Source organism: Mycolicibacterium madagascariense, assembly GCF_010729665.1.
In the GTDB taxonomy this organism is placed as follows: Bacteria; Actinomycetota; Actinomycetes; order Mycobacteriales; family Mycobacteriaceae; genus Mycobacterium; species Mycobacterium madagascariense.
On record NZ_AP022610.1, the window covers coordinates 50,401 to 75,402 of the forward strand.

A 25,002-nucleotide genomic window follows, 5' to 3' on the forward strand; every position below is an offset into this window, starting at 1 on the left:
GACCATAGGAGGTGATGGGTTCCACATGCGTCCATACGAAATCATGGTCATCCTCGACCCCACGCTCGACGAGCGCACTGTTGCTCCGTCGCTGGAGACGTTCCTGAACGTCATCCGCAAGGACGGTGGCACGGTCGAGAAGATCGACATCTGGGGCCGTCGCCGGTTGGCGTACGAGATCCTCAAGCACCCCGAGGGCATCTACGCCGTCATCGACGTGAAGGCCGAGCCGGCCACGGTGTCCGAGCTGGATCGCCAGCTCAGCCTCAACGAGTCCGTCCTGCGGACCAAGGTGATGCGGACCGACAAGCACTAGGTCCGACCGACCGCGCTGTCCAACCGACCGCGCTCGTCGGAGTGCTTCCGTAGGCTCGCTGCGACTCGCTTCGAGGCGACCTACCCCGCCGACCACTCATCACAGGAGGATCCCGTGGCTGCTGGTGACACCAACCTCACCATCGTCGGAAACCTGACCGCCGATCCCGAACTGCGCTTCACGCCGTCCGGGGCCGCCGTCGCCAACTTCACGGTGGCGTCGACGCCCCGGGTGATGGACCGGCAGACCAACGAGTGGAAGGACGGCGATCCGCTCTTCATGCGGTGCAGCATCTGGCGCGAGGCCGCCGAGAACGTGGCCGAGAGCCTTACTCGCGGATCGCGGGTCATCGTCACCGGTCGCCTCAAGCAGCGGTCGTACGAAACCCGCGAAGGCGAGAAGCGCACGGTGGTCGAGCTGGAGGTCGACGAGATCGGCCCGTCCCTGCGTTACGCGACGGCGAAGGTCAACAAGGCCAGCCGCAGCGGTGGTGGCGGTGGCGGCTTCGGCGGCGGTGGCGGCGGTTCGCGTCCCCCGGCCAACAGCGGCTCCAACGACGGTCCGCGCGACGATCCGTGGGGCAGCGCCCCCGCATCGGGTTCGTTCAGCGGCGCCGACGACGAGCCCCCCTTCTGATCAACATCTTCATCCGTACCTAGAAAGAGATAGACATGGCCAAGTCCTCCTCCACGAAGAGGCGTCCGGCTCCTGAGAAGCCGGTCAAGACACGCAAGTGCACCTTCTGCTCGAAGAAGGGCAAGAACACGATCATCGACTACAAGGACACCGCGTTGCTGCGGACGTACATCAGCGAGCGCGGCAAGATCCGTGCCCGCCGCGTGACCGGCAACTGCGTGCAGCACCAGCGCGACATCGCGATCGCCGTCAAGAATGCCCGCGAGGTGGCTCTGCTGCCGTTCAGCGCGGCATCGCGCTAGACCGGAACGGAGACACTGACATGAAGCTCATTCTGACCGCCGAGGTCGACCACCTGGGCTCGGCCGGCGACGCCGTCGAGGTCAAGGACGGCTACGGCCGCAACTACCTGCTGCCCCGCGGCATGGCGATCGTCGCGTCGCGTGGCGCCGAACGCCAGGCCGAGGAGATCCGGCGGGCCCGCGAGGTGAAGCTCGTCCGCGATCTCGATCACGCCAAGGAGCTCAAGGCAGCCATCGAGGCGCTCGGTTCGGTGACGCTGCCCGTGCGGACCGCCGGGGCCGGCAAGCTGTTCGGCTCGGTGACCCCGTCCGACATCGCGTCCGCCATCAAGAAGGCCGGCGGCCCGAACCTGGACAAGCGGACCATCAACCTGCCCAAGGCGCACATCAAGGCCGTCGGATCCCACGACGTCGACGTGCGTCTGCACCCCGAGGTCGTCACCGTCGTCACCGTGGACGTCGTCGCGGAGTAGTACCACAGCGTTGAAACGCCCGGGTGAAGCCTTGATCGATCTTCACCCGGGCGTTGCTGTATGCCTGGGCGAACATTGCCGGTGCGTCTCGGCACAGCGAATCCCACCAGTTGTTCACCCAAGGGGCCCGCGGACGCCATGCAACACGCCCGAGACGGCAACCGTGGCCGACACGCCGCACCAATTCGCATCCACAGCCGTCAACACCTGTTGTAATGCTCTCATCAGCGCCGATGGTAGAAACCCGCGCGGTTGTGCACAGGTTGTCCCCAAGGGCTCAACATGGCCGACCAGTCGTATCCACACGCCATCCACGAGGTTGTCAACAGCGTTGGTTTCCACCACTTTCAGCAACGTCTAGCGTGAGCGGTCACGGCTGGATCCGACGTCAACGGGGACGTATTCGTCGGGGGGTTGATCTACAGTCGCGGTGATGGTGTCGAACGGATGTTCGATCGCCTGTCGGACGTGAAGGGGTAGGTGGGACGCTTCGTGGCTGTCGTCGATGACCTTGGCAGGCAGGGTGGTCATTCCGGGGGGCGTACCGACGAGGCGGGCCCGCCCGCCGAGGACTACGGCCGCCAACCGCCCCAGGACATGGCGGCCGAGCAGTCCGTGCTCGGGGGGATGCTGCTCTCCAAGGACGCCATCGCCGACGTGCTCGAGCGCCTGCGGCCCGGGGACTTCTACCGTCCGGCCCACCAGAGCGTGTACGACGCGATCCTCGACCTGTATGGGCGCGGTGAGCCGGCCGACGCCATCACGGTGGCCGCCGAGCTGGACCGCCGCGGGCTGCTGAAGCGCGTGGGCGGGGCGCCCTATCTGCACACGCTGATCTCGACGGTGCCGACGGCGGCCAACGCCGGCTTCTACGCGGGCATCGTGGCCGAGAAGTCGCTGCTGCGCCGGCTCGTCGAGGCGGGCACGCGAGTGGTGCAGTACGGGTACGCGGGTGCCGACGGATCTGACGTCGCCGAGGTCGTGGACCGGGCGCAGGCCGAGATCTACGACGTGACCGAGCGCCGCACCCGTGAGGACTTCACCGTCCTGGAGGACCTGCTGCAGCCCACGATGGACGAGATCGACGCCATCGCATCGCAAGGCGGCATCGCGCGCGGCGTGCCCACCGGCTTCGTCGAACTCGACGAGGTGACCAACGGCCTGCACCCCGGGCAGATGATCGTGGTGGCGGCACGGCCCGGCGTGGGCAAGGCGCTGGCACTGGACACTCCGCTGGCCACCCCGGGCGGGTGGACGACGATGGGCGACGTCCGGGTCGGCGACCAGCTCCTCGGGGCCGACGGTGAGCCGACGCGCGTCGTGGCGGCGACCGAGGTCATGACCGGACGGCCCTGCTACGAGGTCGAGTTCTCCGACGGCACCATGATCGTCGCCGACGAGCTGCACCAGTGGCCGACCGAGGCAGGCATCCGCACGACCGTCGAATTGCGCAGTGGCGCAGACCGACTCATTCCGACCACCCTCGGTGCGACCAGGGGCGGCGGGACGGGTCTGCTGACCCGCGGCGTCCACGTGGCGTGGGTCCGGGCGGTGGCGAGTGTCCCCGTGCGATGCGTGGAGGTCGACAACGAGTCGCACCTGTACCTCGCCGGCGAGGGCATGGTGCCGACGCACAACTCGACGCTGGGATTGGACTTCCTGCGGTCGTGCTCGATCAAGGGCCGCATGCCGAGCATCGTGTTCTCCCTGGAGATGAGCAAGCCCGAGATCGTCATGCGACTGCTGTCGGCCGAGGCGAAGATCAAGCTCGCCGACATGCGATCCGGTCGAATGAGTGACGACGACTGGACGCGACTGGCCCGCCGCATGAGCGAGATCAGCGAGGCGCCGCTCTACATCGACGATTCACCGAACCTCACGATGATGGAGATTCGCGCCAAGGCGCGCCGACTGCACCAGAAGGTGGACCTGCGTCTGATCGTCATCGACTACCTGCAGCTGATGACCTCGGGCAAGAAGGTCGAGTCGCGCCAGCAGGAAGTCTCCGAATTGTCGCGGCAGATCAAGCTTTTGGCGAAGGAGCTCGAAGTGCCGGTGGTCGCGATGAGCCAGCTGAACCGTGGTCCGGAGCAACGAACCGACAAGAAGCCGATGCTGTCCGACCTCCGCGAGTCGGGATCAATCGAGCAGGATGCGGACATGGTCGTCCTGTTGCACCGGCCGGACGCGTTCGAGCGGGACGACCCGCGCGGCGGGGAGGCCGACCTCATCATCGCCAAACACCGTGCGGGACCGACGAAGACGATCACCGTGGCGCATCAGCTGCACCTGTCGCGGTTTGCGAACATGGCGCACTGAGGGGGGTTGTGTCGAGATGCACCGTGAATTAACAATTCGCACTTCATTGTTGAACTAGACGCAAAAGTATTGATGTCTAGACAATTTACGAGCCCCGCTTTGGGTACGCATCAGCCCGTGCGGGTGAGACGCGAGTCTCGCCAGGTGCACGTCAGCTGACTGGGCGGTGACATCACGTCGGATCGCGGCGTGACCGCGAACGATGCCGTGGATGTGGGGTCACCATCGGCGCAGAGTCGCAACCTAGGCGCCATCAGGAAAGGTCCAGGGCTGCTCTCGAGCTCTCGCGAATCGTGCTGCGCTGCTGGGAGACCCGTGACAGTCGAACACCTCCGCCGAGTGGCCATCGGTTGTCGAGCTCTCGACGATCCGGTGTTGATGGCGCACGCATGAGACGAACCCACGTCACCTGAGGAGCTGTGAGCGGCTCAATTCGCGGAAGGGGTCGGCCAAAACCACAGAGGCCTCGGGCGGTCAGCGATCGCTGGAACGTCGACGAGTCGGCTCAGGTGAAATCGGCCTCTGGGGTGCCCGGAACTCGGGAGCTAGCCGATCCACGACGCCGACGACTCGATTGAATGCACTATCCGTGCGCTGGCGGGACGAAGTCTCCGGCGCCCGCTCGCGGCCCCCCGAGGTATTCATGGCGACAGAGTCTCGGTGCGGGGTGTAGTGCCGCGGCGTCATGGGCGAGTCTTGGTGAGCGTGAACGGCATGGCGACGTCGAGCCATTGGTTGACGCCGCATGCCCCGCTGGGTCCGACGGTGCGATCGAAGCCGACCAGGACGTTGGGCGGGTAGTTGTCGTCGAGGGCGAACGTGTATTTCTGGGTGCCGGGTGCGGTGGAGCCGTCGGGGCAGTGCTCCCAGTCGGGTAGGTCGCGCACCACCTTCCACAACCGGCCGGCGTACTGGATGTCGGCGGTCCACCCTTGGTCGCTGCGGACCGTGCCGGTGCAGTCCTCGAAGTCCGCGCAGTCGGTGGTGATGGTCCAGGTGCTGGTGACGGTGGCCTCGTCGTGAAAGCGGTCGTTGGTCTTGGCGTACTGACCGTCGGAGACCGCGAAAAACGTTCCGTTGAGCGCGAATTCGTCGTCACTGGGGTCAGCCCCGGCTCTCGTGGCGCACGTGACGAGCAGCAGGAGTGTGCAGGTCGACACCGTCAGGAGTCGGGGCGTCGTCGCGGGCCGTTTCACGTCAGGACCCGGTGGGCAGGATGACGCTTCGCCAGTCGTGTGGCGGCGCGGAGGTCACGTTGGTTTGGGTGAATGCCTGTCCGTCGGGGGTGGCGTAGCGGCCGGTCTTCGGGTCGTAGCGGGCGGTGGCCACCGATGGACTCGTGGGGTCTTGGTGAAACGCGCTGGGCGCGACGTCTGCGGCGTTGGGCGCCGGGGCCGGCTCCGCGTTCGGCGCCGGCGGAGAGTCCGCGGTGGTGTCGGCGGGACCGGGCGGGGTAGCGGGTGAAGGTGCCGGCGGTGGGGTCGTCGGTATGGGCGGTCCCTCGTTGGGTCCTGGCGGGGTGCCCGAGGGTGTGGCGCCTGGTGGCAGGGGTGTTCCCTGCACGGGGGCATAGGTGTGGTCGCGGGGGGTGACGCGTTGGTCGGGGGGAATGCCCTGGGAGATCAGGTTGGGGTCCAGGGGGTAGGGCCCGAGGGCGTGCTGACGCAGGGCGAGGGGTTGAAAGGGCTTGTCGGAGGAGCACTCTTCGACGGTGGGCGCGAACTTGCCGGGCACTGCCATGCAGGGGTAGTTGCGGGCGCCGCGCACGGAGATGGGTGAGTCTTGGGGCAGCTTGCAGTAGAGCCCGTCGGGGGTGTCGACTTCTGAGGTGTCGTCGGGGTTGCGCCAGGCCGACGGGGGGAGGAATCCCACGGTGCAGGCGGGCGGGTCGGAGATCGAGACGTGGAAGTCCCCGACCGGTTTGCCGGTCGCGTTGTTTTGGCCGGCCTCCGACATGTAGAACGCCGTCGATGGGGGGAGCAGGACCAGTAGTTGCTCGAGGGCGGGTCGGTAGGTGAGCAGCACTTGTCCGACGGTGGTGAGGTTGGCCAACAGGATCGGCAGGGTCGGTTTGATCTGGTCGAGCAGGGCCGTGGCCTCGTCGAGCGCGCCCGGACCGGTGGACAGGATTCGTCGCAGGGGTGGGTCGTCGGTGACGAGCTGGTCGGTCACGTCGGCCAGGTCGTGCGTCCACTGACGGAGGTCATCGGCGCTGCGGAGCTGTCCTTGCAGGACGGGGCGGGAATCGTCGATGAGGTGGCCCGCTCGGGCGGAGGCCGAGCGCAGGTCGGCGGCCGCGCGGGAGGAGGAGTCGATGAGGGTGGCCAGGTCGGGTCCGGCGCCGTCGAACGCCGTCGAGGTTTCGGTCAACAGTCTCTTGATCTGGTCTTGGGGCAGGCTGCCCAGGAACGCGCTGAGGTGGTCCACCATGGGTCCGACGGGCTGGGGAAGTACGACGTCTTGGCGTCCGATGACCGACCCGTCGTGCAGGTAGGGCGGGTTGTCGCTGCGCGGACGCAGGTCCACGTACTGCTCGCCGATGGCCGACACGCTGCGGACGGCGGCTTGCAGATTGGCGGGGACGTGTGCGGAGGCGTTCAGTGACAAGGTCGCCGTGGCGCCGGTGCGGTCGACGTCGACGCCGCTGACCTGTCCGATCTCCACTCCGCGGTAGGTGACGTTGGCCCGCGGGTAGAGCCCGGAGGCGTTGGGCATCTGCACGCGGACGGTGATGCGGCCGACGTCGACCAGGGTGGGCAGTCGCAGGTAGACCACCGCCATCACGATCAAGCCGACTGTTGAGGTGATCGCGAAGATCACCAGCTGGATGCGCACCAATCTGGACAGCATCTAACTGCCGCCCGTCGGGGGTGGTGGGGCAGGGATGGCGCCGTCGGGTGGGTTGGTCGACGGCGGGGTGGTGGTGGTGTCGGGCGGGTGGGCCGGTGGTGGGGCGAGGCCGGCGCCGAGGGGATCCTTGGAGTAGTAGGCGTCATAGCCTTCGTCGCCGGGTGCGGGCACCAGAGGGATGTTGGGGTCACCGAAACGGGTGCCCACGCCCAGTCCGCGCTTGAGTCGTTCCCGGGTGAGGTCCAGGGTGACGAACAGGTTCATGTAGTCCCCGCGGATGCCGCGGTCGATGACGTTCTGCCCGATCGGGAACACCGGCAGGAAGGCCAGTGCGGTGTCGATGTCGTCTCCGACGTCGGCCAGCGCCTGAACCGTGGGTGCCAGGTTCTGCAGGTTGGTGACGAGGTCGGATTGGGTGTCGTCGATGACGTGGGTGGCGGTGTCGCTGAAGACGCGCAGCCTGTTCAGTGCCTCGACGAGGCGGGGTCGTTCTCGCAGCAGGACGTCCAGCGCCGGGGGAATGGTCTGCAGGGCGTGGGTGATCGTCGCGGACTGCCCGGCCAGGGTGGTGGTGAACCGGTCGAGGTTGGTGATGGTGGTGATGATGTCGTCGCGTTGGTCGTTCAGGGTGCCGACGAACGTGCTGAGTTCGTCGATCAGGGCGCGCGCGGTCTCGGGGCGGTCCTTGAGTGCGACGTCGAGGGCATGGATGATGTCGCCGATCTGGCCGAGGCCGCCGGCGTTGGCGACCACCGACAGCGAGGCCAGCGTGCGTTCGGTGGAGGGGTAGGTCTTGGACGCGTTGAGGGGAATCGTCGAGCCCTGCTGGAGGGCGCCGACGGGTGCCTGCCCGGGCGGTGGGCCCAGTTGCACGTGCATCGATCCCAGGAGGCTGGTCTGCCCGACCGCGGCCACGGCGTTGCCCGGGACGACGACGCCGCGCTCGACGGTGATGGTGATCAGGGGGTGTCGGTCGACGATGGCGATGCGCTCGATGGATCCGACGGTGACGTCGTCGATGAGCACGGGCGAATTGGGTTCCAGCGTGCCGACATTGGCGACCTGGACGTAATAGGTACTCGACCCGCTGCCGTGACCGCGGGTCCCCGGCAGGGGCAGGGAGTTCACCCCGTCGTAGGCGCAGGAGGACGTCAGCACGACCGCGATCGACGCGGCGAGAACCCGAAGCCGTGACCGGTGGCTGAGGATGTTCATGACGGGGGCCGTTCGGCGGGAAGCAGCAACGCGGGCAGCCCTGGGGTCGGAGGTGACGACGGCAACGGTGGTGTGTCGGCGGCGCCTGGCGGGGGAGTCGGCGCCGTGTCGGCGGGAGCTGGTGGCGGCGGGGCGTCGGGTGGGTCGTCGCCGCCGTAGGCCGACGTCGCCGGGGTGGGGGCGGGATGTGAGTCCGGCCCCGGGCCTCCTGGTGCGAGTTTGGGGTCGCTGTAGATGAGTTTGTCGGGGGTCGGGACGGCTTCCAGGATGGGATTGATGGGGAAGGGGACGTAGTTGAAGTTGGCCTTGCTCAGCGCGGGTCCGAGGTAGTCCGCGCACAGTTTCGCCGATTCGGGCGCGGTGACGTTGGCGACGGAGCCGACCATGCCGCAGAGGAACTTGACCGGGTCGGAGAAGTTGTTGACCACGAAGACGCCACCGGCCCCGCCGGTGCGGGGGTCGAACATGCTGTAGCTGTTGGCCAAGGCATTGGGCGCCACGTGCAGCACCTGTTCGAGTTCGGTGCGGTGTTGGACGAGGTTGGTGGTGACGTTGGTGAGGCGCTGGACCTGTTCGGTGGTCTGGTTCCTCGACCCCGCCACGAAGCGTCGCACCTCGCCCAGCGCCACCGACAGGTTGGTCAGGGCGTCGTCGAGGTCGGATCGGCTGCCGTTCAACGTGCTCGACAGGCTGGCCAGGTGGCCTTGGAACTCGACGAGTTGCTCATTGCTGCTGCGCAGGACCGCGACGAAGGTCTGCAGGTTCTCCACGATGCCGACGATGTCGCCGCCGCCCTCGCGCAGGATGCGCGCGACGCCGGCCAGCTGCGCGAGGGTGGCCCGCAACTTCTCGCCATTGCCCGCCAACGCCGTCGCGGTGCTGTCGATGAAGTGTTGCACCGAGGTCGCGGACTGGTCGGGCTTGGGCCCCAGGTCGGTGGCGAGGCGGTTCAGCTGTTGCTTCACCTCGTCCCACTCGACGGGAACTGCGGTGCGGTCCAACGGGATTCGAGCGCCGCTAGCCATGGTCGGACCGGTGGTGTAGGTCGGGGTGAGCTGCACGTAGCGCGCGGAGATGAGGTTTTGGGCGACGATCACTGCCCGCGCGTCGGCGGGGATGGCGATGTCGTGATCGACGGACATGACCACCGTGGCTTGGGTTCCGCGGGGGGTGATGCTGTCGATCCTTCCTACCCGCACCCCGGCGACGCGGACGTCGTCCCCGGGGTAGATCGCGGTGGCCGAGGAGAACGTCGCGACGACCTGGGTGGGGGCGGTGAGCCGATGCTGCACCAGGACGCCGCCCGCACCGATCACCGCGATGACGAGCAGCGCGCCCAGTCGGTTCCTGTGCGTGCCGGGGATCCTCATCGCGGTTGTGGGGGAATGCTGTTGTAGGGGAAGGGGAGTTCGGCGCGGGGTCCGGCGGTATCGGGCGGGCGGCCCGCGTCGACGCCGCGGCGGAACCCGAAGGCGTAGTCCAGGAAGGGCTGCAGGATCTGCGGCAAGTCCAGGTTGGGGACATAGGCGCTGTAGAACGGCCCGTTGGACACCGTCTCTCCCAAGGTGAGCTGGTACTTCGCCAGGCCGGGTAGGGCCTTGGCGATGTTGTCGCGGTTGCGTTCGAGCACCTCGGTGACGCGGTTGAGGCGTTGCAGGGTGGGTGCCAGCTTGGCCTCGTCGTCGTTGACCAGCCCGGTGAGTTGCTGGGACACCGCCGAGGTGCTGGCCAGCAGTTCGACGATGGCGCGGCGACGCTCGGCCAAGACGCCGACCAGGTCGTCGGCGTCCAGGATGAGCGTGTTCACCTGTTGGCTGCGTCGGGCAAGGATCGAGGTCACGTCACTCCCGCTGCGCAGCAGCTGCGCGAGCGCGGTGTCGCGGTCGTTGAGTGCCGCGGAGATGCGTGAGACGCCGTCGAGTGTGCCGCCGAGCTGCGGGGCGATCTGGTCCAGGGTCGAGGCCAGCGTGTCCAGCGAGGTGTTGAGGCTGGCGGTGTCGGTGCTCGCGGTGTTGGCGGTGAGTTCGCCCACGGCGTCGGTCAGTGTGTAGGGGGAGAACGTGCGGGACATGGGAATCGTGGATCGTGGTGCCAGCGTGGGGGTTCCGCGGGAATCCAGGGTGAGGACGCGTTGGCCCAGCAGGGTGCCGGTCGCGATCCGCGCGGTGGTTTGGCTGCCGAGTGTGGTGTCGGCGCTCACGGTGAAGGTGACCTTGGCCCCACCGCGGATGACCGTGATGTCGGATACCGCGCCGACGTCCATCCCGGAGATCGTGACCTTGTTGCCGACGGTCAGGCCGCTGGCGTCGCTGAAGACCGCGTCGTAGCGCACCGTGGTCGCCCACGCGGTGATCACGGTGGGGGACAACCCCACCAAGATGATGCATGCCATCAGGACGACGGCGATGAATCCGGCACGCGCCAAACCGGTTCCGCGGTACTTGTGCATCAGGGTTCACTGCACCTTCCGCCGTCCTGCCGGAAGGCGTGGAACACCGCGGTCTTGTCCTGCAGGTCGGTGACCCGGACGTCCAGGTAGCAGATGTAGTAGTTGATGAAGGAGCCGTAGGCACCGATGCGGACCAGTTTGCGGTAGTTCTCGGGGGACTTCGCCAGGACGGTGCCCAATCGGTCTCGCTTGGCGTCTAGCGCAGGAGCCAGCTTGCTGAGTTGGTCGACGGTGGCGGCCAAGGGGGGTCGGGCTTGGGTGAGCAGGCCGGCCAGGGAGTTGGTGCCCGCGCTGAGGGAGTCGATGGCCGCGCCGATGGGTTCTCGGTCGGCGGCCAGTTCGGTGACCAGTCGTTGGATCTTGTCGATGCCGCCGGAGAATTGGTCACCCTGACGGGCCACGGTGGCCAACGTGGTCTGCAGGGTGTCGATCAGCTGCTGCACCGTGTGGCTCTTGTCGGCGAGCGCGTTGGTGAACGATGCGGTTTGCTCGGTGAGCGAGGCGACCGTGTCGCCTTGACCCTGGAAGATTTGGATCAGGGCCGCGCTGAGTTGGTTGACGTCGCGTGGGTTGAGGCCCTGGATCACCGGTTTGAGGCCGCCGAGGAGTTCGTCGAGGTCCAGGGCTGGTGCGGTGCGTTGCGGGGGGATGCGTGAGCCGGCGGGTAGCAGCCGCGTGGAGGCGGGCTCGTCGACCAGGTCCAGGTAGTGGTCCCCCACCAGGTTGAGGTAGCGGACCTCCGCGTGGGTGCCGTCGGTCAGCGACAGACCGCGGTCGACGTCGAAGTCGACCACGACGGTCTTGTCGGGTTGCAGCGTCAGTGCGGTGACGGTTCCCACGCGCACTCCGTCGAAGCGCACGGTCTCCCCGGCATGCAGGTGCGACACGTTGAGGAAGACCGCGGAATAGGACACCGTGTCCGCGGAGCGGTAGTCACCGAACATCGCGAACAGCGCGGCGGTGACCATGGCCATGACCACGGCGAACGCCCCGAACTTGGCCAGCGCGGACCAGGGGTGGGCGCTCATCCGGGCTGACCGATCTGGGCGCTGTTGCGGGGCGGGCCGTCGATGGGACCACCGAAGAGGATGCGTTTGAGGACGTCGGTGTTGAGGTGGATTCCGGTGTTGCCGTACTTCCACGGGTTGGTGCCGACGTCGGCGACCACGAACGGTGGGATCGCTCCGAAGTAGGGAATGGTGGGGATGTTGGTGCACTGGGGGCCGCCCGTGGCGGCGACCTTGGGTACGTCGGCGGGGAAGCGGTAGCGGTCCAATCCCCACAGCAGACCCGCGGAGACCTCGACGCCGGGGACGTCGAGCGGCTTGGTGTGGGCCAAGACGTTCATGCCCTGCAAACCGCAGGTCAGCGCCGTCCGGTACTGATTGGTCAGCGAGGTGGTGGGGACCAGTAGTCGCAGCACGTCGCTCAACGGTCGACCGTTGGTGCTCAGCACGTCGTTGCCGAGGGTGGCCAGCCCGGTCGCCGACAGCAGCAGCGCGTCCAGGTCGCGCTGATGCTCGACGATCGTCGTGCCGGTGCGGCTGGTGTCGTCGACGATGCGCAACAGATCCGGGGCGGCGTCGGCGTAGGCCCCGGTCACCGGGGCGGCGAGGGCGAGGTCGCTGCGCAGCGCGTCGCCGTGGGCGTTGACCTCGTGCAGCACCGCCTGCAGGTCGTCGATCGCCGAGCCGAGCTGCTCGCCGTGGCCGCGGACGCCGGTGGCGACGGCGGCCAGGGTGTCGTTGAGCTCGATGGGGTCGATGCTGGAGAGCGCGGAGTCGAGCTGTTCGAAGAGGGTGTCGACCTCCACCATCACGTGCTCGCCCCGTAGCACCTGACCCGGCTGCAGCGACCCGGCCGAGGAGGAGTCATCCGACGGCACGAGCGCGACGCTCTTGGCGCCGAAGACGGTGGGCGAGGCGATGTCGGCGACCACGTCGGCCGGGATCTCCTTGAGCCGTGATGGCTGCATGGCCAGGTGCAGGGCGGCCTGACCGTCGGGTAGGTATTCGATCGAGGCCACCGTGCCGACCTGCACCCCGCGGTACTGCACCTTGGCCTCGGGGTTCATCACGAGGCCAGCGCGGGGAGACAACACCGTGACGGGGAGCGACTCGGTGAGGCCGCCGGCGAACAGGGTGAGCGCGACCGCGACGATGGCCAAGAGGAACGTCACCATGGCCGAACCGGCCATGATCCGGGCGCGCGTCGAACTCATCACACCGCCCGCAGACGATTGGCTGCGCACCCACCACCGGTGAGCAGCTCGACGTGCCCCGGGCGGCCCGGGGTCCACCGCGGCGGCGGCGGTGCACTCCTGGCCGACGCGTCGGAGGCGGCTGCTCGCGCCGTCGCGATCGGGGGCGTCGACGACGAGGTTCGTCGTCTTTTGGTATCGATGGCAACCCCGTCCTGGTCGACGCGTCCCGCGGCGAGGCTCTGCGCTCCCGTCGCAGGGGTAGGTCTAGCACGCTCACTGACAGATGACAACAGAATCGCCACTTCAGGCGATGGCGCGGTGCACCGCCACCAGTCCACGCGCCAATTCGAGCGATGACGGGGTCCGAGGCTGCGATGCCGTCCTTTGACCAAGCCTTCCTCGGTGCGGGCCCACATCTGGGCAGCACCTGGTGCTGTGTGAGGGCTGCGGCACAATGATCGGGTGCCGGAAGGAGCTTCGAGTCGCGACGTGCAGCGTCAACGAACCCGCGCCCGGTTGCTGGATGCCGCCATCGTGGAGTATCAACGAGCCGGTTTCGTCGGTGCGGACATCAACGCGATCGTCGAGGCCGCAGGCGTGTCGCGCAGCACCTTCTACTTCCACTTTCCGTCCCGGGAGCACGTGCTACTGGAGTTGATCCGTCGCGACGAAGCGCAGCTCGCCGAAGAGCTGAGTCGCTTCCTGGACTCCCGCCACACGCTGCCGGCGGTGTTGAACGAAATCGTCGTGCGGGTGCTGGCGCTCGAACGGCAGTGGGGCGGCGGGCTTTTCCGCGACGTGATCGGCCTGTACTTCTCCTCGACGCGGCCGCCGGAAGAGTGGGGGCGGCATCCGATATTCGTCCTTCTCGCCGCCGAGATCGAGCGTGCACGACACCGCGGGGAACTCCATGACGACGTCGACCCCTACGACAGTGCTGCCTTCTTCCTCGTCGGTGTCTACGCCCTGCTCACCTCCAACCGGGAACCCACTCCAGAACGCGACCTCATCTTGAGCAAGTTCGTCAAGAGCACGCTGCGCAGCCTCGAGCGCACTCGCTCGAACTAACCAGCTCCTGGCTCGAGTCCGATTGACGTGACGAGCCGCGGGGCCGCGTCGCCACGCTGCCTCACGGTGCGGGCAGTGCGGGGCCGTCATCGGCCGCCGTCGCGGCGGCAAGGCGTGCAGATGGGCCGGACCGTCGAGCAGTCGTCACCGCCGGTGCGACCGTTGCCTAGCCGCGAAATTCGTTGGTATCTGTCAGCGAACGTGCTAGACCTGTTTCGCGGCGTGCACCGCGGCGCAACGGGACGGGGGCCGAATGAACACCAGGGGACAACGCATCCTGTTGTGGACGGCGCCGCCGGCGATGGCGTTGTTCGCCCTGGGCTTCGTCCTGTTCCCGGTGATCGCACCGCCGCTGTCGCCGACGATGACCCCCGAGCAGGTCGCGACGTTCTTCCGCGATCACGACACGCAGATCCTCGGTGTCGTGGTGCTGGTGAACCTGATTGCGGGGTCACTGGTCCCCATGTTCGCCGTCACCGCGGTCCAGATGTCGCGGACGGGGACCTCGAGCAGCGTCTTCACCCATGCCTACGTCATCTGTGTGGGAGCCGGTACGACGGCGTTCATCCTCGCCGACTACTGCTGGGGCGTCGCGGCATTCCGCCCGGACCGTGAACCTCAGTTGATCAGTCTGCTCAACGACATGGCGTGGTTCTTCTTCATTGCCCCCGTCGGGACGATCGTGGCGCAGAATCTGTGTCTCGCGGTGAGCGTCTACCTCGACGAGCGGCCCACGCCGATCTTCCCCCGGTGGGTGGCGCACTTCAACGTCGCCGCCGCGGTGCTCCTGGTTCCGGGAGCGTTCTCCATCCTCGTCAAGACCGGACCCCTGGCCTGGAACGGAGTCCTGTCCTTCACGCTTCGCCTGGTCGTGCTCGCAGGCTACGTCGTCGTGATGTTCCTGGTCCTGGTTGGCGTGGTGAACCGTCAGGGCAGCGAACAGGAGGTCCTCGCATGAGCGAGGACGTCGCCACCGCGACGCCCCCGCCCGGGCCTGCCCGGGCCGGGCGGGGAAACCGCAAGCTGGATCAGTGGATCGCCTTCTGGGTCGTGCCGTTCTTCTTCACCTTGTTCGGCGTCGTCTTCGTCCCGCTGAGCTCGATGATGCCCCCGCGTTCGCCGAGCAGCTCCTCAACTCAGGTCGTCGCGTTCATGCAGTCCCACGACCTGCTACTGGCCTGCGTGATCCTCACCCTGTCCTTCGGTCTGGCGCCGCTGACGAATGCGGTGTATCTCCTACAGGTCAAGCGCATGTCGGTGAGTCCGGTGTTTCGGTACTCGATCATGGTCGGCTCCATGGTGGGCGCGATCGTCGGGATGTTGTTCCCGATGTTCTGCTTCGGGTTGGGCGCGTTCCGCCCCGGATACAGCCCCTCGACGTTGGCCATGCTCTATGACTTCGGCTATCTCGCCTACATCGGATCCCTGGGTTGCTTCTGCGTCATGTGGATGGCGTTCGGCCTGGCCATCATCCTCGACGAACACGGCATCCTGCCGAAGTGGCTCGGCTACTACACCGTCTGGCAATACCTGACCGAACTGATGGCCGCACCCGTGTGGATCGCCCGATCGGGACCGTTCGGCTGGAACGGGGTGATGACGTTCTGGTTCGCGATGGTGCTCTACGTGCCGTGGCAGATCATCGTCTACGTCTGCATCTTCCGGGCCATCAGGGACCAGCCCGAGACCGAGCTCGAGTGCCAACCCAGGGCCTACCGATGACCGATCTGGCGGCGGAGCGCCCTGCCGGGACAGTCACTGATGCGCGAAACCTGAAGCGACACAGTCACCTTCCCGGAGAGCCCAGCATGTGGTTCTTCGTCGTCGGCGATCTGCTGATCTTCGGGGTCTACTTCGTCTCCTACGCGTACTTCCGGGGTGAGCACCACGACCTCTTCCTGCGAAGCCAGGCCCGGCTCAACCTCGACATGGGGGCGATCAACACCCTCGTGCTGCTGACCAGTTCATTGTTCGTCGCCCTCGGCGTGTCGACGGCGCGTACCGGTACCACCCGAAATGCCCTGCGGCTGTTCGTCATCGGTCTGCTGTGCGGTGCCGCGTTCCCGGTGGTGAAGCTGTTCGAGTACGTGCCAGAGATCCTCGGCGGTGTGACTCCGGGGGTGAATCTGTTCTTCACGTTCTACTTCGTGATGACGGGTTTGCACCTGTGTCACGTCATGCTCGGCCTGGTCATCCTGTCGTTCGTCATTCGCAGCCTGCGGCGATCGACCACGCCGGACGTCACGTTCGTCGAGACCGCCGCCACGTACTGGCACATGGTGGACGTGCTGTGGCTCATTCTCTTCGCGTTGCTCTACCTGATGAGGTAATCAATGGTGGCCTACCTTCGTTGCCCGCTGGTGATCGTCTGGGCTCTGCTCGTCGCCGTCACCGTCGTGTCCTGGTTGACCGCTCGAGACGGTGGTGCCGCGCACGTGCTCGACGCCACCGTCACTGTGGTCGTGTTGCTGATCGCCGCGACCAAGACGGTTCTGGTGATGTGGCACTTCATGGAGATCAAGCGCGCGCCGCGCTGGTTGCAGGCGACGACCGCAGGCTGGGCGATCGCGGTCTTCGCGCTGTTGCTGGGCTGCTACTTTGGCCGCGGCTGAGGGGCCGTGTCCGATATTTCCTCGGGCCCCTCCGGGGAACGGCTTACCCCGAACCGAGCATGAAGGCGACCATTAGATCCTGGACGGCAGCGACCATCTGGCTGCCGCCGGCGGTCGGGCAGCCAAGATCACGGGCGGCCTTCACCAACGGGGTCATTCCATGACCGGCGATGACGTCGCCGACGAACATCGACGGTGCGAGGGCATCAGTGTCGATGGGCAGGGGATCGTCGGCGGACATCCCCATTGGGGTGGCATTGCAGACCATGTCGCAGTCCGTGGGGTCCGGGCCGCCCACGCTGACGCGACCGTCGCCGAGTCCAGCGAGCAGTTCGACCAATTCGCTGCTGCGGGTGTCGTCCTGGTCGTGGATGATCAACTCCCGCACGCCTTCCTGCAGCATCGCAATGGCGATCGCGCTACCCGCGCCGCCGGCACCTACGAGCAGCACCCGTGCCCCCTCGGGTCGTGCGCCGGCATCCTTCTGCGCCTTCACGAACGCAAGGCCGTCGAGCATGTCGCCATGCCACGTACCGTCCGAGTTGCGTCGCATGACGCTGACGACGCCGAGCAGCTTCGTCCGCTCGGAGGTGGTGGCGCAGTAGCGAAAGGCACTGCGTTTATGGGGCATGGTGACGAGCACCCCGTCGACGTTGGGAATGCGCGCGAGGGCCGCCATCACGACGTCAAGTTCCCCGTCGGGCACCTGCATGGGGACGCACGCGCCGTTGTGACCTGCCGCCGCAAGGCTCCGGGTCAGGCTTTGCGGGGATTCGGCGTAGCTGATGGGGTCACCGATGATGGGAAACAATCGTGTTTCACCGCTGAGGAATTCGAGCATCATCGCTCGCCGTTGCCGGCGGTGTCGTCGATCCGAACGGGGGTGTCGGCAACATCCAGCGTGGCGGCCCAGGTGGCCAAGAGAGTGAGGGCGTCCGCCGACGTGGATCCCGGTTCGGCGGTGTAGGCGCTCATCGTCAGGCCTGCGTTGTCGGCCAGGTGCAGGTCGTCGTAGCTGAGGGTGAATTCACCGACGGCAGGGTGGTCGAACCGCTTGGTTCCGGTATGGTATCGGACGTCGTGCGCGGCCCAGAGTTGGCGGAAGTCTTCACTGCGAGTGGACAACTCGCCCACCAGGTTGGACAGGGACCGATCGCGGGGGTGGCGACCGGCTTCGATGCGCAGCAGTGACACCGAGACGTAGGCGGAGTCCTGCCAGTCGGGGAAGAAGCTCGGGGCGCGTGGGTCCAGGAAGGTGAAGCGGGCGAAGTTGGGTGTGCGCACGGGGTCGCTGTAGAGAGGGTCGTACAGGGCGCGTCCGAGCCGGTTGGCGGCCAGGATGTCCAAGCGACCGTCGCGGATGATGGCCGGCGTCTCGGTCATGCCGGCCAGCACTCGCGCCATGCTGGGGCTGACTCTGGCGCGCGGGATGCGGCGAGCCCGTGGGGTGGGGTTGGCCGAGCGCGCCAAGTCGTAGAGGTGCGCGTGTTCGGCGTCGTCGAGCCGCAGTGCGGCGGCGAGCGCCTCCAGCACGCTGTCGGACACCCCGGTCAGGTTGCCGCGTTCCAGGCGGTTGTAGTAGTCCACGCTGACCCCGGCGAGAGTGGCCACTTCTTCGCGGCGCAGACCGGCCACGCGTCGGCGTCCGTACACCGGCAGGCCCACCTGTTCGGGAGTGATGCGGGCGCGGCGGGTGGTGAGGAACGCACGGATGTCCTCGACGCTGTCCATTCCTCCAGGCTAGAACCCTCGTGCGGCGTGAGGGGTGTACTGCCATTACCTGGGTCAGCGGCACCTGGCACTGGGCCGCTCACCGGCGTTGTCTGAAGGTCACGCACTCACGAAAGGCGTTTCCGATGCGACGAATCCTCACGTTGGCCGCTCCGCTGGCGACCGCTCTGCCCTTCGAACTCGCCGACCCCGCCCCGTCGCGGGCCGAACCGGGCATGCACGTTTCACCGGCCGGCGAGCGGCCTCCGAACCCGGGGCCGGCGGCGACCTTCACCGGCGAGGTCACCGTCAGACCGCTGTTCGGGGCGACCGACTACAGCCCGACCTCCGGTGGGCAGGTCAGTTTCAGCCCGTGTGCCCGCAGCGCGTGGCACACCCACCCGGCCGGGCAGACGCTGGTCGTCATCGAGGGCACCGGGTGGGTCCAGGAGTGGGGCGGTGCCAAGCAACGGATCACCGCGGGCGACGTCATCGTGACCGCGCCCGGGGTCAAGCACTGGCACGGCGCCGCCGCTGAAACTCCCTTGACGCACATCGCCATCCAGAACGCGGTCGAGGGCGTCAACGTCGATTGGCTCGAGCACGTCACCGACGAGCAGTACGGCGCGTGACCGTGCGCAGACCCCCAGTGATGGCGGCCCTCATCGCAGCGGTGACCGTTCTGACGACGGCCTGCACGCCATCCTCCTCGCCGCGCCCGGGCCCCGCCTCGGCGCCGGTAGGGGCCGCGGGGCCGGTGGAGGACCTCACGGCGGTGTCACCGGCGTTGCAGCGTTACCGCGACCAGACCGTCGAGGGCGATCTATGGATGCGCCCGGAGTTGTCACCGCGCGACCGCAGCCTGGTCACCGTTTCCGCGCTGATCACCGCAAACCAGTCCGCGCAGCTGCCGCACTACTTGGCCAAGGCACTCGACGATGGTGTGACCGTGGCCGAATTGTCCGAGATCATTACGCATTTGGCGTTCTACGCGGGATGGCCCAACGCCATGTCCGCGGCGACCGCAGCCAAGGACCTGTTCACCGCCCGCGGCATCGGCGCTGATCAGCTGCCGGCAGCCCAACCCGAACTACTGGCCTTGGACGAGGTCGCCGAGTCGGCGCGCCAGAACACCAACCAGCAGACCTACGGCGCGATCGCTCCCGGGGTGCTGCACTTCACCACCGACGTCCTGTTCCGAGATCTGTGGCTGCGACCGGACCTGTCACCACGCGACCGCAGCCTGGTCACCGTCAGCGCCTTGGTGGCCTCTGGGCAGGTCGCCCAGATCACCTACCACCTGGGCCGCGCGCTGGACAACGGACTCACCACCGCCCAGGCCGGGGAGACGTTGACCCAGCTCGCGTTCTACGTCGGCTGGCCCAAGGTGTTCACCGCGCTGCCGGTCGTCAAGGACGTCTTGGAGAACCGACCCACATGAACTGCCCACCAACGACATTGGAGCACCCACGATGAACCCCACCTACGACTTCGACGGTCAGGTCGCCGTCGTCACCGGCGCCGCCTCCGGCATGGGCCTGGCCACCGCCCAGGCCTTCGCCGAAGCCGGCGCCTCGGTCACCCTGGCCGACCGCGACGCCGATGCCGCCCACTCGGCGGCGCAGAAGCTCACCGCCGCAGGACTGGTCGCGATCGGCATCGGTTGCGACGTCACCGACGAGACCCAGGTGGCCACCATGATCGAGCAGACCGTCGCCACCTTCGGCCGTGTGGACATGGCGTTCAACAACGCCGGCATCCAGGCCCCGCCCAGTGACGCCGCCGAGGAGACCGCCGAGAACTTCGACCACGTCAACGCGGTCAACCTGCGCGGTGTGTGGGCCGCCCAGAAGCATGAACTGCGCCAGATGCGCACCCAGGGCAGCGGTGCCATCGTCAACTGTTCTTCACTCGGCGGTCTGGTCGGCTTGCCCGAACGCGCGGCCTACCACGCCTCCAAGCACGGGGTGATCGGGCTCACCAAGAGCGCCGCCGTGGAATACGCCTCCCGGGGCATCCGCATCAACGCGGTCTGCCCCGGCACCATCGACACCCCCATGGTCGCCGACATGCTCACTGGTCAAGCCGACGCGATGGCCGAGATCATGAAACAACAATCCATCGGACGCCTCGGCCGCGCCGAAGAGATCGCTGCCGCCGTGCTCTGGCTGTGCAGCCCCGGCGCCAGCTTCGTCGTCGGTGCCGCACTGCCCGTCGATGGCGGCTTCACCGCCCACTGAGCCCCAAACGAACCCACCTCCAACGACTTTCGACTAGGACAAAAACCCATGATCACGACACGGACCCCCATCCCCGCCATCGCCCTACGCGATGGCACGACCATCCCGCAGCTCGGATTCGGCACGCTGGCCGTCCAACCCGACCGTACCTCCACGTCCGCCAACGTCGACATCACCGCCACGACAGTCGGCCACGCCTTGCGCGCAGGCTACCGTCACATCGACACCGCCCAGTCCTACGGCACGGAAGCCGGCGTCGGCCGGGCCATCGCCACCGCTGAAATCCCGCGTGCGCAGCTATATCTCACCAGCAAGCTCGCCAACGGCAACCACGGACCCGACGACGTGCGGCGCTCCTTCGACCAGACCCTGACCCACCTCGGGGTGGACTACCTGGACCTATTCTTGATCCACTGGCCGCTGCCCACCCTCTACGGTGGCGACTACGTCTCCACCTGGACGGCCATCACCGACTTCGTCGCCGAGGGACGCCTGCGCAGCGCCGGGGTGTCGAACTTCCAGCCCGCCCACCTGCAGCGCATCATCGACGAGACCGGACACGTGCCCGTGGTCAACCAGTTCGAGCTGCACCCCTACTTCGCCAACACCGCCGCGGTCACCGCGACCCGCCAGCACGGCATCGCCGTGGAAGCACACAGCCCGCTGGGCCACAGCGGTGAGCCCCTGACCGACGAGACGATCAGCCGGATCGCCGCCGCCCACCACAAGAGCCCCGCCCAGGTCGTCCTGCGCTGGCACGTGCAGCACGGGCACGTCGCCATCCCCAAATCCGCTCAGCCGCAACGGATGATCGACAACATCAACGTGTTCGACTTCGAACTCTCCACCGAGGAACTCACCGCGATCGACGCCCTCGACAGGGGCGCCGACGGGCGAGTAGGACCCAACCCCGACGTCTACGACGGAATCTGATCCCCGGCGTCGCGGTGTGACCGCGGTGCGTCCATCATCACCGACACCAGCGTCACCGGATGCTGGGAACGGTTCTGCCACGCGTGCATGGTGCCGCGTTGCACGATGGTGTCCCCGGCACGCAACACCGTCTCATCGGCCTCCAGGACGGCGTGCAACTCCCCGGCGACGATGGTGACCACGTCGACGGTGTCGGTTCGGTGCATTCCCGGAATCACCTTCGGATCGGAGGAAACCGCCTGTGCACCAAAGGCGTATGCCATGACCTGAGCATAGGAAGCGCGGTCGAACCGGCCACCGGGCGGAATGGTGCTCATCTTGACTACCAATCCACCCGGCGAAGGCGCACTGACCTCGTCGCCTAGGGACCCGTCGTCGTCGACGTGTGCTGGCAGGCGCTCCACACGCCACATGTCCGTCACCACGGAACCATCGGGCCGTTGACCGCGGGCCCCACAAGGTCGATCGGAGACGATGGTTGACCGGCCGTCGGCACCGACCCCGGTAACCACGCGTCGGCCACTTTGAGAACTGAATTCTCCTGGCATTCCACCCCTTCGGTCCTGCCTGCGCATCGGTCTCTGGCAGAAGCCTACGACGGAGCGCGTAACTTTAGCGCGCTGGCGAGACACGCCGAAGTCTTGTCAAAGGAGGCAGGCGTGCCGTGTCAATCTTCGGTGCGTCTCGACATGTTCCGCTGTCGAGATGCAACGTAAATCAACAAAACGCACGCCCGATATGACCTGATCGCGGTGGACAAGCAGATCCTGGCCGAAGTCGCGCACCTTGATGGCAGGGGCGTTGTCCCGTTATCTGGCGGCCAGTGTGCTGTCGGCGCTCCCGCACACCACGGGTTCGGCGCGTGGAACCCGACGGCGCGAGGACAGTCTGCTGCGGCTGCGGCGGGCCATGGCGTTCATCGAGGAGCACGCCGATGTCGACCTGTCGCTGGGCCGCATCGCGACCGCGACGGACACCACCACCGAGTCACTCCGGTATCTGTTCCGCCGTTACCGAGACTGCACGCCTAGGCGGCCCGGCCAGCATGTGGGCGAAGCCCAGCACGCGTATTCCCTCTGGCGGAGCGGAATCATTGTCTACGAAAGGGGGATCGGATCGCCGTCGCCGATCTTGACGATCTCGATCGGCGGGACCCCGGATAGTCCGCGTCCCTGGGGTGGGCAAGCCATTCCTCGTGGGTGAAGGCGCGGCAGGCGGGCAGACCGGCTGCGGTGAGGGCATCCTCGAAGGAGCAACTGGGTCACCGTGGTCAATACGGCGAGGACTTGACCTTTTCAGCGGAGTCCGTGAGACGTCTGTGGCGAATCAATATCCTTCTCGTTCGGGGCGCGGTTGCGTCAATTCGGACATCGTGTCACTACCTAGGTTGCGGAGCCCTTCGAGTAGGGCGTCGAGAGCCTCGCCGACGGCGATACGGGCGGCGGTGACGTCATCGGCGTTGCCGACGTAGAGCGCAGCCTCTTCGCACGTGACCAGTAGAAGGTGCGCCATCGCGTCCGGTGACACGGCGCGCATGCTCCCATCGCGAACTCCGTCGACGACGAGTTGGCGGATCGTGTGGAGGCCGTAGGAGGAGCCGACTGCGTGGAACCGCTCCCATCCGAGTACTGCGGGTGCGTCGAGAACGATCCTGCGCAGGTCGCTGTCCAACCCGGTATCGAGATAGCTGTCGATCGTCCGCTTGAGTCGGCTGAAGCCGTCCGAGGGAAGCCCGACGAATCGATCGACATGCCGTGCCATCAGCTCCTCGAGCACCTCCTCGAACACTGCGGCGAACAGTGCGGACTTGTCAACGAAGTGGTGGTAGACCGCGCCCCGCGTCCCGACGCCGGCGGCTTGGGCGATCTGCCCGGTGCTCGCGGCCGCAAAGCCAACCCGAGAGAACATCTCCCGCGCGGCGTTGAGGATCTGCTGGCGGGAGCGCTCACCGCGCTTTGGTGATGCCTTGGGCACGGGTCGACCTTAACGTGCCGATCAGGGTCCGAGATGGTCTCTGATCCCCGAGACCGCGCCGGTCAGTACGGCGCTACGGTTTCGCGAAGTACCGCGCGCGAAGCTCCGCCTTGCGTACCTTTCCAAGCGCCGTGCGTGGCATGGCGTCGACGACGACGAGCCGCTCGGGTGTCTTTTGGCGGGCCAGGCCCGATGCTGCGAAGTGGGCCTGAATGCCGGGGAGGTCGACGGTCATCGATGGTTTCATCACCACTACCGCGGCGACGACTTCGCCGTAATGGGAATGCGGTGCGGCGACTGCCGCTGCCTCCGCCACTCCGGGGTGCGCGTTGAGGACGTCTTCGACTTGTCCCGACGAGATCGTCTCTCCGGCACGGATGATCACGTCCTTGATGCGGTCGATGATGCTCAGCCGCCCCGCCGCATCGACGTGGCCCAAGTCTCCGGTGCGGAACCAGCCGTCGGCGGTGAAGGCATCGGCGTCGAGTGCATGGTCGCGGTATCCAACGAATTGTTCGGGACCCTGCACCACGACCTCTCCATCGTCACCGCACTGACACTCGGCGCCGTCTGGCCCCAGGATGCGGACCCGAGACCCTGGCAGAGGTTCGCCGTCCGTGCTTAGCCGTGCTGATCGATCGCAGCCGGTGTGGAGTCCGGTGACGGTCGGATGCTCGGTGGAGCCGTAGCTACGGAATGTGCTGATGCCGGCCGCTGCCGCGCGGCGCCCCAGTTCTTCGGTCACCGGTGCCGCGCCGATCAAGAACTGCCGCAACGTCGCCAGCCCCCCGGCGGTATCGCCAAGGTCGAGGAGGCCGGCGAGATGGAAGGGGGTACCGGCGGTGGCCGTCACCCGGAATCGGCGCACTACCTCCACCGCCCGGGCCGCGTCCCAGCCGTCCATGAACACCGTATGGTTCCCCGAGAGCAGCGGCCGCAGAATGCTGCCGACCCCGGCGATGTGGCCCGGCGGGAACGTCACCAGCAGCACGTCGTCGGGACCTCCAGCGAGGAGGGCTGGCATGGTCCGATGTTCGGCGAGCAGCGAGTTGTGGGAGTGCTGAACGCCTTTGGGCGCCGAGGTCGTGCCCGAGGTGTACATCAACAGGCATACGTCGTCAGCTTGCACGGAAGGCGCAACGTATTCGTCGGCGGAGCGGTCGAGCTCCGACCACGTCGAGAAGCCGGGGCCCGGCTCGGCGTCGATCAGCACGACGTGACGTAGCGTCGCAATGTCGGCAATCCCGGGAACTCGTTCGCGAAAGGGGGTCGATCTCCAGCGGTCGGGCATGAAGAGCACCGCGGCCTCTGCCTCAGTCAGAATGAACCGCACTTCGGCAATCCCGTAGACGTGCGGTATCGGCACCAACACTGCACCGCATAGCAGCACGGCCTGGTACACGATCGCGCATTCGGGCCGATTCGTCAGCTGGGCAGCCACCGCATCGCCTTGACCCACACCCAATTCCTGCAAGGACGCTGCCAACGCCAACGCCGCCTGGTGGACGGCGGCGATGGTCGGGTCGAAGGTCTCGCCGTCGACGACGAAAGTGACGGGCTCAGTGCCGTTTTCGAGTGCGCCCGTGGCGAAGGCGTCGACGCAGGTCGATTCGGAGAACCAGCCCTGGCGGTACCACGCGTCGCGCAGTTGCGCATAGTCGAATCGAGTCATGGAGTCGTCGGTTCCTCCGTCCGTCGGGCG

At 67.0% G+C, this 25,002-nt stretch carries 27 protein-coding genes; 15 read left to right on the plus strand and 12 right to left on the minus strand.

Features of this window, described 5'->3' with window-relative positions; genetic code table 11:
* The first annotated feature begins 25 nt into the window (after positions 1-25).
* The 5 genes from rpsF to dnaB all read left to right on the plus strand — a co-directional run bounded on the left by rpsF (position 26) and on the right by dnaB (position 4,046).
* On the plus strand, positions 26-316 hold the full coding sequence (rpsF, locus tag G6N60_RS00230) for a 30S ribosomal protein S6 (protein ID WP_140689897.1): 291 nt from the start codon (positions 26-28) through the stop codon (positions 314-316).
* A gap of 114 nt (positions 317-430) precedes the next feature.
* The gene (locus tag G6N60_RS00235; RefSeq protein ID WP_163730841.1) at positions 431-952 is read left to right on the plus strand and encodes a single-stranded DNA-binding protein; all 522 of its coding nucleotides are present in this window, start codon (positions 431-433) and stop codon (positions 950-952) included.
* 35 nt (positions 953-987) lie between these two features.
* Positions 988-1,254 carry a 30S ribosomal protein S18 gene (gene rpsR / locus G6N60_RS00240; protein WP_163730843.1) on the plus strand — a complete coding sequence of 89 codons (267 nt, stop codon included), beginning with the start codon at positions 988-990 and terminating at the stop codon, positions 1,252-1,254.
* A gap of 20 nt (positions 1,255-1,274) precedes the next feature.
* A complete protein-coding gene (gene rplI / locus G6N60_RS00245; protein ID WP_163730845.1) occupies positions 1,275-1,727 on the plus strand; it encodes a 50S ribosomal protein L9 in 453 nt (150 codons plus the stop codon).
* A gap of 492 nt (positions 1,728-2,219) precedes the next feature.
* The gene (gene dnaB / locus G6N60_RS00250; protein WP_163730847.1) at positions 2,220-4,046 is read left to right on the plus strand and encodes a replicative DNA helicase; all 1,827 of its coding nucleotides are present in this window, start codon (positions 2,220-2,222) and stop codon (positions 4,044-4,046) included.
* Between the two features lie 683 nt (positions 4,047-4,729).
* On the opposite strand, the gene G6N60_RS00255 is transcribed toward dnaB, so the two are convergent.
* Genes G6N60_RS00255 through G6N60_RS00285 form a run of 7 tightly spaced genes read right to left on the minus strand, consistent with a single transcriptional unit; the run spans position 4,730 to position 12,781 of the window.
* Positions 4,730-5,242: an Rv2253/PknI dimerization domain-containing protein gene (locus G6N60_RS00255; protein WP_246240132.1), complete on the minus strand. Its 513-nt coding sequence runs from the start codon at positions 5,240-5,242 to the stop codon at positions 4,730-4,732.
* A gap of 1 nt (position 5,243) precedes the next feature.
* Positions 5,244-6,896 (minus strand): MCE family protein, encoded by a 1,653-nt coding sequence (locus G6N60_RS00260; protein ID WP_163730849.1) that lies wholly within the window; start codon positions 6,894-6,896, stop codon positions 5,244-5,246.
* Entirely contained in the window at positions 6,897-8,111 is a 1,215-nt protein-coding gene (locus tag G6N60_RS00265; protein WP_179969618.1) for an MCE family protein, read from the minus strand.
* Entirely contained in the window at positions 8,108-9,481 is a 1,374-nt protein-coding gene (locus G6N60_RS00270; protein ID WP_163730851.1) for an MCE family protein, read from the minus strand. Before G6N60_RS00270 ends, G6N60_RS00265 begins: the two co-directional genes overlap by 4 nt.
* Positions 9,478-10,560: an MCE family protein gene (locus G6N60_RS00275; protein WP_163730854.1), complete on the minus strand. Its 1,083-nt coding sequence runs from the start codon at positions 10,558-10,560 to the stop codon at positions 9,478-9,480. Before G6N60_RS00275 ends, G6N60_RS00270 begins: the two co-directional genes overlap by 4 nt.
* Positions 10,560-11,588: an MCE family protein gene (locus tag G6N60_RS00280; protein WP_163730856.1), complete on the minus strand. Its 1,029-nt coding sequence runs from the start codon at positions 11,586-11,588 to the stop codon at positions 10,560-10,562. The genes G6N60_RS00275 and G6N60_RS00280 overlap by 1 nt, the downstream gene beginning before the upstream one ends.
* A complete protein-coding gene (locus tag G6N60_RS00285; RefSeq protein ID WP_163730858.1) occupies positions 11,585-12,781 on the minus strand; it encodes an MCE family protein in 1,197 nt (398 codons plus the stop codon). Before G6N60_RS00285 ends, G6N60_RS00280 begins: the two co-directional genes overlap by 4 nt.
* A 426-nt stretch (positions 12,782-13,207) precedes the next feature.
* On the opposite strand from G6N60_RS00285, the gene G6N60_RS00290 reads away from it, so the two are divergent.
* The 5 genes from G6N60_RS00290 to G6N60_RS00310 all read left to right on the plus strand — a co-directional run bounded on the left by G6N60_RS00290 (position 13,208) and on the right by G6N60_RS00310 (position 16,443).
* Positions 13,208-13,831 carry a TetR family transcriptional regulator gene (locus G6N60_RS00290; protein WP_163743215.1) on the plus strand — a complete coding sequence of 208 codons (624 nt, stop codon included), beginning with the start codon at positions 13,208-13,210 and terminating at the stop codon, positions 13,829-13,831.
* Positions 13,832-14,084: 253 nt separating this feature from the next.
* The gene (locus G6N60_RS00295) at positions 14,085-14,789 is read left to right on the plus strand and encodes a hypothetical protein (protein WP_163730860.1); all 705 of its coding nucleotides are present in this window, start codon (positions 14,085-14,087) and stop codon (positions 14,787-14,789) included.
* Positions 14,786-15,553 carry a hypothetical protein gene (locus G6N60_RS00300; RefSeq protein WP_163730862.1) on the plus strand — a complete coding sequence of 256 codons (768 nt, stop codon included), beginning with the start codon at positions 14,786-14,788 and terminating at the stop codon, positions 15,551-15,553. Before G6N60_RS00295 ends, G6N60_RS00300 begins: the two co-directional genes overlap by 4 nt.
* A gap of 86 nt (positions 15,554-15,639) precedes the next feature.
* Complete coding sequence (locus tag G6N60_RS00305; protein ID WP_308206274.1) at positions 15,640-16,161, plus strand: cytochrome c oxidase subunit 3; 522 nt, start codon at positions 15,640-15,642, stop codon at positions 16,159-16,161.
* 3 nt (positions 16,162-16,164) lie between these two features.
* Complete coding sequence (locus G6N60_RS00310; protein WP_163730866.1) at positions 16,165-16,443, plus strand: cytochrome C oxidase subunit IV family protein; 279 nt, start codon at positions 16,165-16,167, stop codon at positions 16,441-16,443.
* 43 nt (positions 16,444-16,486) lie between these two features.
* Here G6N60_RS00310 and G6N60_RS00315 read toward each other — a convergent pair whose 3' ends face one another.
* Positions 16,487-17,287, minus strand: coding sequence for a shikimate dehydrogenase family protein (locus tag G6N60_RS00315; RefSeq protein WP_220100357.1), 801 nt, complete (start codon positions 17,285-17,287; stop codon positions 16,487-16,489).
* Positions 17,284-18,174, minus strand: coding sequence for a helix-turn-helix domain-containing protein (locus tag G6N60_RS00320; protein ID WP_163730869.1), 891 nt, complete (start codon positions 18,172-18,174; stop codon positions 17,284-17,286). Before G6N60_RS00320 ends, G6N60_RS00315 begins: the two co-directional genes overlap by 4 nt.
* 125 nt (positions 18,175-18,299) lie before the next feature.
* Between G6N60_RS00320 and G6N60_RS00325 the strand changes: the two genes are divergently transcribed.
* Genes G6N60_RS00325 through G6N60_RS00340 form a run of 4 tightly spaced genes read left to right on the plus strand, consistent with a single transcriptional unit; the run spans position 18,300 to position 21,326 of the window.
* Positions 18,300-18,785, plus strand: coding sequence for a (R)-mandelonitrile lyase (locus G6N60_RS00325; protein ID WP_197746904.1), 486 nt, complete (start codon positions 18,300-18,302; stop codon positions 18,783-18,785).
* On the plus strand, positions 18,782-19,594 hold the full coding sequence (locus G6N60_RS00330) for a carboxymuconolactone decarboxylase family protein (RefSeq protein WP_246240133.1): 813 nt from the start codon (positions 18,782-18,784) through the stop codon (positions 19,592-19,594). The genes G6N60_RS00325 and G6N60_RS00330 overlap by 4 nt, the downstream gene beginning before the upstream one ends.
* A 31-nt stretch (positions 19,595-19,625) precedes the next feature.
* Positions 19,626-20,393: a glucose 1-dehydrogenase gene (locus G6N60_RS00335; RefSeq protein ID WP_163730871.1), complete on the plus strand. Its 768-nt coding sequence runs from the start codon at positions 19,626-19,628 to the stop codon at positions 20,391-20,393.
* A gap of 48 nt (positions 20,394-20,441) precedes the next feature.
* Entirely contained in the window at positions 20,442-21,326 is an 885-nt protein-coding gene (locus G6N60_RS00340) for an aldo/keto reductase (protein ID WP_163730873.1), read from the plus strand.
* On the opposite strand, the gene G6N60_RS00345 is transcribed toward G6N60_RS00340, so the two are convergent.
* Positions 21,311-21,643: a cupin domain-containing protein gene (locus G6N60_RS00345; protein ID WP_163730875.1), complete on the minus strand. Its 333-nt coding sequence runs from the start codon at positions 21,641-21,643 to the stop codon at positions 21,311-21,313. The genes G6N60_RS00340 and G6N60_RS00345 overlap by 16 nt on opposite strands.
* Positions 21,644-22,127: 484 nt before the next feature.
* On the opposite strand from G6N60_RS00345, the gene G6N60_RS00350 reads away from it, so the two are divergent.
* A complete protein-coding gene (locus G6N60_RS00350) occupies positions 22,128-22,529 on the plus strand; it encodes a hypothetical protein (protein ID WP_163730877.1) in 402 nt (133 codons plus the stop codon).
* A gap of 123 nt (positions 22,530-22,652) precedes the next feature.
* On the opposite strand, the gene G6N60_RS00355 is transcribed toward G6N60_RS00350, so the two are convergent.
* Together G6N60_RS00355 and G6N60_RS00360 are read right to left on the minus strand one after the other, a co-directional pair.
* The gene (locus G6N60_RS00355; protein ID WP_163730879.1) at positions 22,653-23,300 is read right to left on the minus strand and encodes a TetR/AcrR family transcriptional regulator; all 648 of its coding nucleotides are present in this window, start codon (positions 23,298-23,300) and stop codon (positions 22,653-22,655) included.
* 73 nt (positions 23,301-23,373) lie between these two features.
* Positions 23,374-24,972 carry a class I adenylate-forming enzyme family protein gene (locus G6N60_RS00360; RefSeq protein WP_163730882.1) on the minus strand — a complete coding sequence of 533 codons (1,599 nt, stop codon included), beginning with the start codon at positions 24,970-24,972 and terminating at the stop codon, positions 23,374-23,376.
* Positions 24,973-25,002 lie beyond the last annotated feature (30 nt).

What these genes read in the sequence shown, in the direction of transcription:
- G6N60_RS00315 (WP_220100357.1), bottom strand. Translation starts at nt 17,287, where the DNA reads ATGATGCTCGAATTCCTCAGCGGTGAAACACGATTGTTTCCCATCATC.
- G6N60_RS00325 (WP_197746904.1), top strand. Translation starts at nt 18,300, where the DNA reads ATGCGACGAATCCTCACGTTGGCCGCTCCGCTGGCGACCGCTCTGCCC.
- G6N60_RS00335 (WP_163730871.1), top strand. Translation starts at nt 19,626, where the DNA reads ATGAACCCCACCTACGACTTCGACGGTCAGGTCGCCGTCGTCACCGGC.
- G6N60_RS00260 (WP_163730849.1), bottom strand. Translation starts at nt 6,896, where the DNA reads ATGCTGTCCAGATTGGTGCGCATCCAGCTGGTGATCTTCGCGATCACC.
- G6N60_RS00320 (WP_163730869.1), bottom strand. Translation starts at nt 18,174, where the DNA reads ATGGACAGCGTCGAGGACATCCGTGCGTTCCTCACCACCCGCCGCGCC.
- rplI (WP_163730845.1), top strand. Translation starts at nt 1,275, where the DNA reads ATGAAGCTCATTCTGACCGCCGAGGTCGACCACCTGGGCTCGGCCGGC.
- G6N60_RS00285 (WP_163730858.1), bottom strand. Translation starts at nt 12,781, where the DNA reads ATGAGTTCGACGCGCGCCCGGATCATGGCCGGTTCGGCCATGGTGACG.
- G6N60_RS00275 (WP_163730854.1), bottom strand. Translation starts at nt 10,560, where the DNA reads ATGCACAAGTACCGCGGAACCGGTTTGGCGCGTGCCGGATTCATCGCC.
- G6N60_RS00295 (WP_163730860.1), top strand. Translation starts at nt 14,085, where the DNA reads ATGAACACCAGGGGACAACGCATCCTGTTGTGGACGGCGCCGCCGGCG.
- G6N60_RS00280 (WP_163730856.1), bottom strand. Translation starts at nt 11,588, where the DNA reads ATGAGCGCCCACCCCTGGTCCGCGCTGGCCAAGTTCGGGGCGTTCGCC.
- G6N60_RS00345 (WP_163730875.1), bottom strand. Translation starts at nt 21,643, where the DNA reads ATGAGCACCATTCCGCCCGGTGGCCGGTTCGACCGCGCTTCCTATGCT.
- G6N60_RS00265 (WP_179969618.1), bottom strand. Translation starts at nt 8,111, where the DNA reads ATGAACATCCTCAGCCACCGGTCACGGCTTCGGGTTCTCGCCGCGTCG.
- G6N60_RS00340 (WP_163730873.1), top strand. Translation starts at nt 20,442, where the DNA reads ATGATCACGACACGGACCCCCATCCCCGCCATCGCCCTACGCGATGGC.
- rpsR (WP_163730843.1), top strand. Translation starts at nt 988, where the DNA reads ATGGCCAAGTCCTCCTCCACGAAGAGGCGTCCGGCTCCTGAGAAGCCG.
- G6N60_RS00360 (WP_163730882.1), bottom strand. Translation starts at nt 24,972, where the DNA reads ATGACTCGATTCGACTATGCGCAACTGCGCGACGCGTGGTACCGCCAG.
- G6N60_RS00310 (WP_163730866.1), top strand. Translation starts at nt 16,165, where the DNA reads ATGGTGGCCTACCTTCGTTGCCCGCTGGTGATCGTCTGGGCTCTGCTC.
- G6N60_RS00305 (WP_308206274.1), top strand. Translation starts at nt 15,640, where the DNA reads ATGTGGTTCTTCGTCGTCGGCGATCTGCTGATCTTCGGGGTCTACTTC.
- G6N60_RS00300 (WP_163730862.1), top strand. Translation starts at nt 14,786, where the DNA reads ATGAGCGAGGACGTCGCCACCGCGACGCCCCCGCCCGGGCCTGCCCGG.
- G6N60_RS00270 (WP_163730851.1), bottom strand. Translation starts at nt 9,481, where the DNA reads ATGAGGATCCCCGGCACGCACAGGAACCGACTGGGCGCGCTGCTCGTC.
- rpsF (WP_140689897.1), top strand. Translation starts at nt 26, where the DNA reads ATGCGTCCATACGAAATCATGGTCATCCTCGACCCCACGCTCGACGAG.